Source organism: Tsuneonella sp. HG249 (assembly GCF_053819205.1).
Window position 1 is genome coordinate 1,936,387 of record NZ_JBSOQY010000001.1, and the last position, 12,234, is coordinate 1,948,620.

Sequence of the window (12,234 nt, forward strand, 5' to 3'; positions counted from 1 at the left end):
ATTTCCGCGCGACCGGTCCACCCCTTTTTAGGGATAGACGCGGCGTTGCAGCTCTGCCGGTGGCGGCGGCCCGAAGTCGAACCGCTCGCGTTCGGCCATCCCGGCGCCAGCGCCGGGAGCAATTTGAAGCGCGTCCAGCAAGCTGTTGACCGCAGCCAGCGTCTGATACTGTGCGAACAACTGTGAGAAGCGCGACGTTTCGAGCCGAACCTGCGTATTGTAGCGCGTATTCTGGGCATCGAGAACGTCGAGCAGCGAACGGCGGCCGACATTGAACTGGCTGCGGTACGAAAGCAGCAGGTCATCGCTGACTTGGCTCTGCCGCTCTACCTTGCTGACGATATCGCTCTGGCTGTACATCGTCGTCCACGCTGTGCGCACGTCGGCTTCCGCCTCACGCTGCAACTCGTGAAGACGATAGCGGCCCTGGCTCGCACGGCGTACCATTTCCTGCACCTTGGCGCGATTGATGCCGCCATCGAACACGTTCCAGCGCAAGACTGCCCGCGCCTGGACGTCGTTGGTCTCGCCCCGGAAGCCGTCGATGTCGTCCCCATATCGGCCGCGAACTTCGAGCCCGATAGTGGGATAGAGGTCGCCTTCGGCAGACTTTACCTGCGCCGTGGCGGCGTCCACGTCGGCCATCGCCTCGCGCACGCGGGGGTGACGGGTGCGAGCGAGGCCTACTGCCTGCTCAAGGCTAGGCGGCAAAGCAGCCCCGAGATTCGGCGGCACTACCACTTGCGTGATGTCGAGGCCGGTCAGTCGCTGCAACTGGATCATCGCATCCTGGAGATCCTGCTGCGATTCCGTCTGCCGTACGAGAGCCGACTGCAGGCGTTCCTCTGCCTGCTGACGGTCGGCGATGCTGATCGAACCCTGTTCGACGCCTTTGCCGAGATCGTTGACGAGCATCTGGTGGAACGTCGCATTGTCGGCCGAAGCCGCAGCGACGCGCTGCTGGAGCAACACGTCGAAGTACTGCCGAGCGATCTGCAGCGCAATGAACTCTGACCGTTCGACAACTCTCAGGGAAGCCCCGTCGACACGCGCAGCCTGCCGCAGCAGTTCGCCACGGCGACGCCCGAAGTCGATCACCGTCCAGTCGATCACACCGCCGACCTCGAGTGGGTAAAGCTCCTCGTCGGCAATGTTGAGCGTGCGGCGAGTCTGGTTCTCCAGCCGGCGGATGCCGGCAGAAGCTTCCAGATCGACCCGAGGCGCGTAAAGCCCCTGGGCTTGGCGACGCTCCGCCTGGATCGCCTCCGTGTTCATCTGTGCCTGAATGATCTCAGGGTTGGCCTTCATCGCAACCGCGACGGCTTCCTGAAGCGAGACCGGACCGGGATCCTGCGCGATCACCGCCGTAGCGGTAGACGCCATCAGGATCGCCGTTGCGATCGATTTAGTGAACTTGCCCATAGTAACCCCTCGAACTGTTACCGAACGCCGATTTCGACCCGGCGGTTTTGCGGATTGCGAACCCCATCTTCGGTCGGGACGCGCGGCTGTTCTTCGCCTCTTGCCCCGGTAGTGATGGCCGAAGAGGGGATGCCCATCGACGACATCAGAGCCGCTACGGCTTGTGCCCGGCGTTCCGACAGACCTACGTTGTAAGCATCGGAACCGGCGCGATCCGCATGGCCGATGACGTCGAATGCGGTCCAGCCGCAGGCAGCGGCGTTACGTGAAACGAACTCGACCGTCTGGTTGGCGTCCGCCGGCAGTGTTGCGACATCGAATTCGAAGAAAACGATCCCCGGCAGGCGCTGACTGCATACCTCGGAGGGCGGCGCGGGAGCGACCGCGACCGGCATCGGCGCCGGGACACGGTTCATGAACCGTGCCGCCATTTCGCACTTGCCGATGCTGACCTCGTCGCGGGTACCCGACTTTAGGTAGCCTAGGGCGATGCCACACTGGGTCTTCGCCTCGTTGGCCCACATATAGCGGGAATCGTTCGCCGAAACGATCGCGGGATCGACCGACATCGCCAGGCCCGCGTCGTAGCGTTGCTGGATTTCGGTCCGTAGAGACCCAAGGTCGAGCCCCGCAAGCGAGCTATCCTGCGCATGCGCCGGTAGCGCCCACGCCGCAGCGACTAGTGCCGCCGTTGAAACAAGCCTTTTCGTCATAGTCTACCCACCCCTCGAAGTGTTTCAGGCCTGTGCAACCAACAGCGCGTGTGCGTCGTCGGCGACATCAGGCATCGCCGTAAGGCGCGTTGCCAAGGCGCTTCCGGCAAGATCTTGCGTCAGCAGATTGAAGCCGCCGTTGTCTGCGATCGCGGCGAGTGACGGTCCGTCGGCATTGGGCGCAAAGTGGTCGACCACCGCATGGACCAATGCTTCGCCGCTGAAGTCGGACAGCGCAGCGCTGATCGCCGCGACATCGACCGCCGGCATCTCCGCACCAGCGAGCTGCGGGCCCTGCATCGACAGCAGCGCTTGCATCATTCCTTCGTCGCCGAACGAACCGAACAGGCTCACCCCGGCAACGCTGTCGCGCGGACCGGCATCGAGCATTTCGAACCGGTTGGCCGCATGCTCTGCGTCTTGGTAGAATTCATCGGCGATCAGGCGAGCCGAGACAGTCTCGCCGCGGAAGTGCGCGGTCGTTTCGACCCGCTCGATGGTCGCCCCTTCAGCCGAGGCGAGCAAGTCGTTGCCCGCCTCGGACCGGGTTGAGGAAACCACTTCCCACTCGTCAACGGCGATGCGATTCGTTTCGACCTGCGGCAATTCGCGATCGTGCGTTTCCTGAGCGGCAAGCGGCATTGTCGTTCCGGCCGCTGCGAGCATCGCGCCAGCTACCGCGGTCGTGGTGACTAGCTCGGCTGTACGTTGGGCAGCACGGGCTTCGGTTGCAAAGGCCGCGTCTGCCGCGATCCCGGTCGAACCGTCCGCGCGGGTATACACGGTCGATCCCGACACGCTTACCTGCCCATTTGCAGCGGAGTAAGCCTGGCCGTCGGAGACGAGGGATAGCGACACGATGCCAATTTCAGTTAGCGAGGTGAACTCACCCGCGTCAGATACCCCGTCACTGTCGGCATCCTGCCACGCGCCGAACTTGGCGAAATCGGCATCGTTTGAGTCGAGCGTGGCGCCGTAGCGAGCTGCCAACGCAGCCAGGTCAGTCGTATCGCTCGAACCGAACACGAACTCGGATGGGCCGTCGACCAGACCATTACCGTTGGCATCGTGCACTAGGATAGCATCGTCCGGAGCCACCCAAGCGGTGGCCGAAGGGCCGCTCCCGTAATCATAAGCGACACCGGCATCAGTTCCGAGGAACTCCACCCCGTCGCCGTCCATGTCGAAAGCGACCGGCATCACGCTGGCCGGGAAAGTCACCGACGCCGGGGTTGTCACTGTGTCCCCATCTGCATCCGTCGCCGTTACGCTGAAGTTCAGCGTCAGCGGTTGCGGAGTGGTGCTGGTGAGCTTGAGCCCGATGTTGACGATCTTGGTAACGTCGTTGTCGTCGGTGATGTCGCCGTTGGCAAAGGCGTTTGGCGTCAGGTCGATCAGGCCCCCGCCCGCGCCTACGGCGCCGTTGAGGTCGTAGGCGGTGCCATTGGTCCCCTCGGTCGACACGACATACTGCACGCCGGCGATAACGTAGGGTACCGGGTCGCCTGCGAGACGATAGTCGTTCGCCTCGACGACCAGCACCCCGTCGTAGCCGACGAAGTTAAAGGTGTAGCCGGCGGGCGAACCCGTCGCCGCGGTAAAGAAGTCGCCGTGGTCTGCCTGGAAGGTCCGATAGATGATCGCACCCGGATTCGCAGGGTCAACCAACTTGAGGACAATCATGCCGTCTTCGTCGTTGCCGAAATTGTCGATCTGAATGAAGATTGCGTCGGCGAAGGCGCGTGCTTGCTCAGGCGTACTGTCGCCGCCTGGATCGGCAACGTAGAAGTCCAAGTTGAGGACGTCGTTCTGCTGGATCGTGTCACTGTTCACGCCGTTGGCGCTGCCGCTGACCGAGACATAGCCAGGGCTGCCCAGGAACGGGCTATTGGCGTTGTCGGCGTAGGACAGATTGTTGTGATCGCCGTAGAACTGGACGAAGAAGCCCGGGGCGAGCTGCGAAACCGCGAATTCGGCTTGGGCACCCTGATCGTCCGCAGGACTTTCAGCCTGATACGGCGTGATCGTGGTGGCCTGGGCCGTCTGAACGGTCTGGGTGTAGCCAACCGAATTGTTGAGCACGACCGTGTACTGGCCGGTCGTGGTGTTGAGCGTCAGCGTTCCGCCATTGGACGCGGTCGCAACCGCAGGACCGGAGTCGCTGTCGTAGGTGAACGTGAACGCATAGGTGACGACGTTCGGTGTGTTGGTCGTCGACGGCAATTGTGCGGCGCTGGTGACCGTGATGTTTTGTAAACCGGCACCGGTTCCGACGGTGCCGCCGGTCAAAGCGGCGTTCACGAAGGTGTCGAGGTTGGTGCCGACGGGTTGATTGTCGGCCCCTACTTGAAGCGACAACGTGCCAACGGCCGTCTTGCTCGTCGCAATGAGGCCCGTTTGCAGCGTCAGTGTCGGCATGTCGTCATCGAACAGAATCGACAGGCTGCCAGGCAGCGTTGACAGCTGCCCATCCGCGTCGCGCATCTGGTACGGGACGTTGATGTCGATGTCGCCGTTCTCGAGCCCGGCGTTAGCATGCAGCACGTTGTCCGCCAGCGTGACCGTGTAGGCGCCCGTGGCTGGGTTGGTGATCGTTACCGTAAACAGGACGCCGCGAGGTCCGGTCGCCGTCAGGGTCAGCCCGCCCCCGGTGACGGCGGTGCCGCCAACCGAGTAAGTGACCATTTCCTGGCCAACCATCTGGGTGGTGCCCGCAAGCGCGGAAGCGAAGAAGAAAGTGGACGTGCCATCGCCGGCGGTGCCGCCGAGCGTGCCCTTGAACACTGCCTCGGTACTCGCCTGATCGGCATCCGCCGTCCGTCCGACAGGGTTGTTGGCGTCGATGTCGCCATTGGCCAAGAGACCGGTGATACCGCCAGCAAGGCCTTCGTCATCGACGGTCGCCTGTGCAGTTCCAGCGATCGGCGCCACATTCCCGATCGAGATAGTCAGCGTGGCGGTATCGAAGTCGCCGTCGTTGTCCGCCAACGTATAGGTGAAGACGTCGTTCTGCCCGCCCCCCAAGCCCGGCGTGCGTGCGTAGCTGTAGGTGCCGTCGGCGCTTATCGTGAGCACGCCGTAGGCGCCCTGCACCGCGGTCGAACCCGCAGCGGCGACCGGAGTGGCCGCCGCGTTGCCCGTTACCGAGGTAATGGAAGCGCCATCGGCCCCGAGGTAGTCGTTCGCCAGCAGGTTGCCCGTCTCGGGCCCGTTGGTGCCAGCAGCGACAGTATCGGTGTCAAGCACCGCGTCGACGCCATCGTCGCGGAAGGTAATGTTGCCGCCGATCGCCGCAGTTCCGGTGGCGGTGTCGCCGTCGAAGTCCTTGAGGGTGATCGATGCGGTGATCAGGCTCGTACCGCCGGCAGCGCCAGTGGAGGTCAGGACCAGGGCGTCATCATAAGCGGCCGGAGTATTTCCATCGATAGTGTGCTCGATAGCAATCCTCTGCTGGACCGTGAGGTTGCCGTCGGTACCAATGGTCAGCGTGAAGGCTACCTGGGTCGCCAGCGCAGCGTCGGTATAGCGCCCCTCGATCACCGAGGCCGAAACCTGGTGAAGAGTGATGGCAAACCCGCCGGTCGCAGTGGTGAACGGGGTTGTCCCGCCGCCGTTGATGGTGATCCCGTAAGTGGTGCCCGCCGCGGCCGTGTTTCCGAACGGACCGTCAGCCCCGAATGCCGAGGTGGCGGTGATGACGGCATTGGCCGAGGTCGCCGAGATGGGTGCGGGGAAGTTCTCTCCGGCCGCTGTTTCATCGATCGAGACCGACCCGCCGGCGGCGACGTTGGTGAGGACCGGGCCATCGTCGGCAAAGCGCAGGTTGTCGCCTATGTCGACCGTCTCGCTGTTGCTCGCCACGTCGCCATCACCGTCGGTGAGGGTCGAGCTTGCGGTGAGCGTGATCAGGCCGTCAGCGAGCTTCGCCGTTTGATCTTCAAACGGGGTAGCGGAAGGTGGAGCCTCGGCCGCGTGGTCGATTTGCTGGTACTGGGTGAGCGTGACGGTGCCATCGGCATCCACACTAACGCTGAACACAGCGGTTCCATTGATCGCGTTGGGATTGGTTACCGCGGTCGAACCAACGATCGTACCATCAGCCAGCTTGTAGAGGTTGATAGCCACCCCGTGGCTCGAGAGGCCCGAAACCGAATTCGTCACATTGAGCACATAGCTCAATGTAGGCGTCGCCCCGCCATCGGCGCCCTTGTCGAAGTCCAGGCCGAATACGCCGGCGAATCCGGCGGTGACTGCCCCAACCGTGGCAACGGCAGTGTCCTGATCTGTCGGATTGCCATCGGTTTGCGCATCCTGCGTAGTCAGCAGAATGGCGGCGTCGGCACCCTTCGTGACGTCGAGCGACGGCACATCGTCGCGCACCGTGACAGTGAACGTACCGGTGGTCTTGTCGCCGTCGCGATCCGTGACTTCGATGGTCACCCCGCTAAGAGTGTCGATGTCTTCCGATCCGGTGACCGCGTGCTTTACCGGTTGCGACAACGTGGTCGAGTAAGTGTAGCTGACTTCGCTTGCACCCGGTCCAGCCGTAGCACTGGTAAGCGTAATCCGAATGATCTCAGCGCCTGCTGCGCTGCCCGCGCGGCCGACCAGCGCGCCGCCTTCGAGAGCGAACACAACGTTCTGGTTGTCGAGCGTCACCAGCTGGCCGTCGAGCGCACCGGTGTCGACCAGTACTCCAGATCCAGCGAGCACAAGCGGCACGTCAGCCTTAAAGTCGAATACTGCAACGCCCGAGCTATCGGTCAGGTTCTCCCCGCCGTCGATCTCCGCCGGTGATCCCTGGAGCGGAGCAGCGTCCACATTGGCATTCGGCAGACCATCCTCATCCACCGCCAGGTTCGTCGAGGTCTTGAACGACGGGGTCGAATCCGAAAGCAGGTTGAGAGTAACGGTTGCGGTCGAGGTGTCACCGTCGCCGTCCGTGATGGTATAGGTGAAGCTATCTGCACCATCCGCGCCCGTATTGGGCATGTAAGTGAAGGTACCGTTGGCGTTATAGACAACGGTGCCCTTAGTGGGGCCAGTGGCCAATGCCACGGCAGTCGCCAGGGCCACCCCATCTGCGCCCGCAGTGTCGTTCGCGAAGACGTCGATCACCAACGGCGTCTGCTCGGCGACATCGAAAGTCCCGTCGGCGCGCGCGGTTGGTACGTCGTCGACCACCACCACATCGAGAGTGTCGTTCGCGGTGGAACCATCTGAGTCGGTGACGGATACCTGGAAGCTGTCGGTCAACTCGGCATCCAGCGCGCCGGTATGAGCCAGCGTGTTATCGTTCAACGTATACTCGTAATTCACAACCGCCGATACGACCTCGCCGTTGACGATGGTCGGCGTGACAGAGGTGATCGTGAGCGTGCCGTAAGCGGCATTCGATGTCGTCGCCGGCAAAGAAGATGCGCCCGGGCCGAACACGGTGACGCCGTCGATAACGATGGTCGCAATCCCATCGACGCCGTTCACCGTGAAGCTTCCAGATTGAGTCAAAGCTGCCGCGCTCGGCGAAGAGCCGTCGGCAAGATCGTTTTCGAAGACTCTCTCCTCACCCCCACCGACGTTCAGGCCGGTGATGGTGATGCCATCGTCATCGCCGTTTATGGTGATCGTCAGAGTGGCCTGGCTTGGATCGCCGTCGCCATCGGCCAGAGTATAAGTAAAGGTCTCCGTCAGGCTATCGTTCGAGTCGAGGCCTTGGACGATCGGGTTTGCGTTGTTGAGCGCGTAGGTGTAGCTGCCGTCGGCGTTGAGGGTCAGGGTGCCATAAGCGCCCGCCGTTCCACCGCCAAGCGTGCCGGGAACCGCTGCTCCGCCGCCGGCCGGATTGAACTCGATAGTGCTAACGTTCGCATTGTCGGCGCCGCGGACGTCCGCAACGCCATCTGTCGCATTCGCATCCGGGCCAACGAGAACGTCCTGCCCGCTAATGACATTGCCGGTCGCAGTCAGCGGACCGTCCTCCTTGACGCTGTCGGCATCCGCAATGGCGGTGGGAACATCGTCCACGATGTCGATGCGCAATGTGCCGGCCGTGTTATCGCCGTCCTGATCGACGACTAGGACGGCGAAGCTGTCGAAGGTCGTGTCACCGTCGGTGTTGGTTGTGAGTTCGTAGCGATAGCCGATCACACCAGGCGCGATGCTGGTGATCTCGAGCGTGCCAAAATCACCGCTGATGGTCTGGCCCACCGCGGTGATCTGGGTCCCGTCGATGGTGACCACTGCCGGTCCGTCGGGCGCCGCGAAAGAGAACGTACCGTTGGCGAATTCTCCGTCGGTCGCAGCGTTGGAGCCAGTTGAGAGGCCTTCCTCGAGAACCTGGGTCGATCCGGGCGTACCCGCAATCGGGAGGTCGAGAGTCGTGCCGCTGTCGGCGATCGTGATCACCAAGTTCGCGGTGGCCGTGTCCAAGTCACCGTCGCGAACAGTGTAACTGAAGCTGTCGGTGACACCGCCCGGCGTGCCCGGATCGCGAGTGTAGCTAAAGGTGCCATCAGCAGCGATCGTCAGCGTGCCATACTGGCCGTCGATCGTGGAGCCCGCGGCTCCGCTGGTGACGCCCGAGTATCCGGTGACAACGATGCCGTCGGCTCCCGGGGTGTCGTTCGCGATTACGCTGCCCGTAATCGGATCGTACTGGCCGGCGGCGAGCGCCCCCGCATCGTCGCTGGCGGATGGTGCGTCGTCCGCGATAGCTATAACGAGGGTCGCGGACGCGGTATCGCCGTCGCTGTCGGTGACAAAGAGGTTGAAAGTGTCGCTGTCCGGATCGGCCAGCGTGTTGTCGTTTAGCGTGTAGCTGTAACTATAAGCCCCGCCCGCAACCGAAACAGTGAGAACGCCCTTGGCGGTCGTTACCGTGCCGCCATTCGTCACATTGACGCCATCAATCACCAGGCTTGCGAGCGTATCGTTGCCGGTGGTGACGGCGATGGTCCCCACCGCCGTCTCGTCAGTGCTTGCAGCGTTCGAGCCAGTGGGTTCGCCTGGACGGGCGCCCAGTGCCGCTTCGTCCACAGTACTGTCGCCCGCCACGCCAAGGGTGGGGGTCGAATCGGCAAGCAGAACGATCGTGGCGGTGGCGCGGCTGACGTCTCCGTCGCCGTCCGTAATGGTGTAATCGAAAGAGACCGTACCGGTCTCGCCCGGTCCCGGCGTGTACGTTACAGTGCCGTTCGCGTTGTTGGTCAACGTGCCCGCACCCGTCAGCGTGTCCGCAACTACAGTCACAGTGGATGCCTGCACCGTGTCGGCGCCTTGCGTATCGTTTGCGAGGAGATTGACCGTGACCGGCGCGTTCTCGGCCGATTGGGCCGCGCTGTCATTCACAGCCGTCGGGCTGTCGTCGCGGATTGCGATTGTGAACGTACCGGGGGCGGTGTCGCCGTCGACGTCAGTGACGACGATGTTGAATGAAACGCTCGTGTTGTCGCCAGCGGTGTTGTCAGCGAGCGTGAAGCTGTAGGTAAATACACCGGTTGCGGGATTGAAAGTCAGGACCGTCAGCGTCCCGACGCCGGGTACCGTAACGGTCGCACCTGGCACGGCGGCAACGCCGTTGATTGCCGCGCTGAGGGGGCCGTCCCCACCCGCGAACGTCACGGTACCGCTAGTGGTTTCCGTGGGTGCAAGTGCATCGGTTCCTGGCGCCTCGCTGGCGCGGGAAGGCAGGCCAGCTTCAAATACTAGCGTTCCCGCAGCGAAGTCGCTGGCGGGCGGAACCGAGGTTATGACAGGTGTCGCGTCGGCGATGGCGATCGTCAGAGTCGCGGTCGATGCGGAACCATCGGAGTCGGTAAGGGTGTAGGTGAATACGTCGCTCACGCCGCCGGAGGTCCCGGCCGCCCGAGTAAAGCTGTAGCTACCGTCGGCCTTGATCAACAGCGTGCCGTACTGACCTGCAACCTGGAGGTTGCCGCTGGCGTCGAAAGTGGTGTCGGCGTTTGCCGCGACGTTGTTGCTGGCAATTCGGGTGAGCGAAGCGTTGTCGGCACCAAGAGTGTCGACACCGGCCGCACCGCTGGTGGTTCCTGCGCCGGTGATCACATTGCCGGTCTGGGCATTAAATGAGCTCTCAGGCACCGAATCGGTGTCGTTGCGCGCGGTCGGCCCGTCGTCGGTAACGTTAACAGTCAAAGTGCCGATGGCGACATCACCATCGGTATCCGTCACGGTTACAGTGAACTGGTCCGCCAGTGTCGCGCCGGCGAGATTGTCGGCCAGCGAATACGTGAACCCCACCGCCCCTGTCGCCGGATCGTAGCTGGTAATCTGCAGCGTTCCGCGCGGGCTGGTAAAGGTCTGGCCGGCACCGGTGAAAGCGGTGCCGTTGATCGTCAGGGTAGCGATGCCATCAGGCGAATTGATCACGAACGTGCCGCTCGTGGTCTCGGTCGTGGCAGCCGAATTGGAGCCCGCAGGCTCGCCAGGTCGGGCCGGCAGTCCAGCCTCGGCGACAGTGGCGGTCGCGTTGGTCGCGCCAGCTGGCTGATCGGGGGTTATTACTGTGATGAGGGGATCGCGATCGATCAACCCGGGAATAATCTCCTGCTCCTCGGGCTCAGGGAAGCTAAGCTCGGTGTAAGGCAATAGGTCGCCCAGTCCATAGGCAGCCTGAAGAGGACCGACGGCAGAGGCGAAATTGCCGCCCGAGCTTTGCGGATTGCCGGCTGCCGGCTGCGGCTCGTTACCAATCAGGAGCGCGGCTAGGTTGAGCGGCGGAATGACGACGTCGCCGACCACGAGTTGCGGGACAACGATCGCGCCCTCGGGAATAATATAGCGGACCCCGTCCGCTCCAATCACCACCAGGTCGCGACCTTCGATACGAATGTCGCCGAGTTCGGTCCCGGCAGGAAGCACGACAACACCGCTGGCGTCCGGCATTAGGATTTGCGCCGCTCCGCGCCCTGCACCCGCGGCTGCAACGTTGCCCGCATCCTGCAAATTGGCCGAAATCTCTTCACCGAACTGCGTCGGTTCCTGGTCGTGCAAGTCCATCTTCTACCAACCTCGCAAAGCGGGTGCGTCGTAGACGCTGCAAGATTGGTGGCCGCCAGCGGCGGACCGGAACGCAAACGCGTCCGACCTACTCCTCCAATCCTGCGGCCCTTGGTTTTACGTCTCGTTGCGACGGCAGATTGCCCATTAGCCGCGACGAGTCGTTTCGTTAGCTAAAGCAGAACAGGATTCGGAGAACCTTTCAAGGAAATTAACCATGCCTCATTAGCTGGCGTTTATCTCTGCTTTCCAGAACGTTGAGGGTTGCTTTCACGGAGAATCCAACTGTGGGACACAATCAGGAACAAAGATGATGGCCCATCAGCCCCCTTCGATGTTGGGACTTGCCTGCCGAGCGAAAAGCGCAGACTTTCGTCACATGGAGCTAGGCCATCCTTTTCGTTGCGCGCTTTCGCCCTTGGATCGGCCACGGTCAGCGAAGCGATGATTCGCCCAGCCATCTTGGCGTTGGGCATGTCCGGTGCCGCAGTCGTCGGCGTTGGGTCGTGGACCATTCAGGCTGAGCGGGTTCCGAAGCTAGTGCGGCTCAGCGCGTCTGCTCCCGCCCCCTCCACCCAAGCATCTTTCTATCCTGTGAGGTTCGCTCTGCCAGCCGCTCGCCCCGTGCAGCCAAGGGATTTCGAATTATCTCAACTTGCCCCTTCGTCCGACGCGACAACGGGATCAGTCGACGAGGGCGAAGACAGTCAAATGTCGGCCGCGCCCGGCTTCTCAGCGATCCCAAGATCCAATTCGGGCGTACTTGGCGTCATTTTCGACATCTCCACCTTCGGAAAGGGTGCGGGGGCGAGTGGCGACCGGGCGGTGCGCGTGCAGAAGCCGTTGATTCTGAGCGGCAGCCGCTTGGGGTCTGTCGAGCTAGCCTTGGGGCAAGGGTCGATCGTTTCGATCGATCGCCAGTCTCTGCAGACATTGGTCGCCGGGAAGGACGAAGAAGTGACCGCGGCGCTTGCGGGTTTCCAGGGCGAGCGCGTCACATTCGACGAGTTGCGCGACCGCGGCATCGGCATCCGCTATGACCCACTGGCCGATGCGGTGGTAATAGCTGGCAGCAGTTGAC

4 protein-coding genes are annotated in these 12,234 nt (G+C 62.7%); 1 reads left to right on the plus strand and 3 read right to left on the minus strand.

All coding sequences use genetic code 11. From position 1 onward, the window contains the following. Nucleotides 1-27: 27 nt before the first annotated feature. From ACWPM1_RS09825 to ACWPM1_RS09835, 3 genes are read right to left on the minus strand one after another with little or no spacing between them, the layout of a single operon-like run. Nucleotides 28-1,422 (minus strand): TolC family protein, encoded by a 1,395-nt coding sequence (locus tag ACWPM1_RS09825; protein WP_455694649.1) that lies wholly within the window; start codon nt 1,420-1,422, stop codon nt 28-30. Nucleotides 1,423-1,439: 17 nt separating this feature from the next. Beyond that, a complete protein-coding gene (locus ACWPM1_RS09830; protein ID WP_455694650.1) occupies nt 1,440-2,135 on the minus strand; it encodes an OmpA family protein in 696 nt (231 codons plus the stop codon). 24 nt (nt 2,136-2,159) lie between these two features. Next, entirely contained in the window at nt 2,160-11,153 is an 8,994-nt protein-coding gene (locus ACWPM1_RS09835; protein ID WP_455694651.1) for a beta strand repeat-containing protein, read from the minus strand. Nucleotides 11,154-11,864: 711 nt separating this feature from the next. Between ACWPM1_RS09835 and ACWPM1_RS09840 the strand changes: the two genes are divergently transcribed. Then, complete coding sequence (locus ACWPM1_RS09840) at nt 11,865-12,233, plus strand: hypothetical protein (protein WP_455694652.1); 369 nt, start codon at nt 11,865-11,867, stop codon at nt 12,231-12,233. The last annotated feature ends 1 nt before the right edge of the window (nt 12,234 follow it).

Excerpts from the sequence above, each read along its gene's own strand:
- ACWPM1_RS09835 (WP_455694651.1), bottom strand. The coding sequence starts at position 11,153 with ATGGACTTGCACGACCAGGAACCGACGCAGTTCGGTGAAGAGATTTCG.
- ACWPM1_RS09830 (WP_455694650.1), bottom strand. The coding sequence starts at position 2,135 with ATGACGAAAAGGCTTGTTTCAACGGCGGCACTAGTCGCTGCGGCGTGG.
- ACWPM1_RS09825 (WP_455694649.1), bottom strand. The coding sequence starts at position 1,422 with ATGGGCAAGTTCACTAAATCGATCGCAACGGCGATCCTGATGGCGTCT.
- ACWPM1_RS09840 (WP_455694652.1), top strand. The coding sequence starts at position 11,865 with ATGTCGGCCGCGCCCGGCTTCTCAGCGATCCCAAGATCCAATTCGGGC.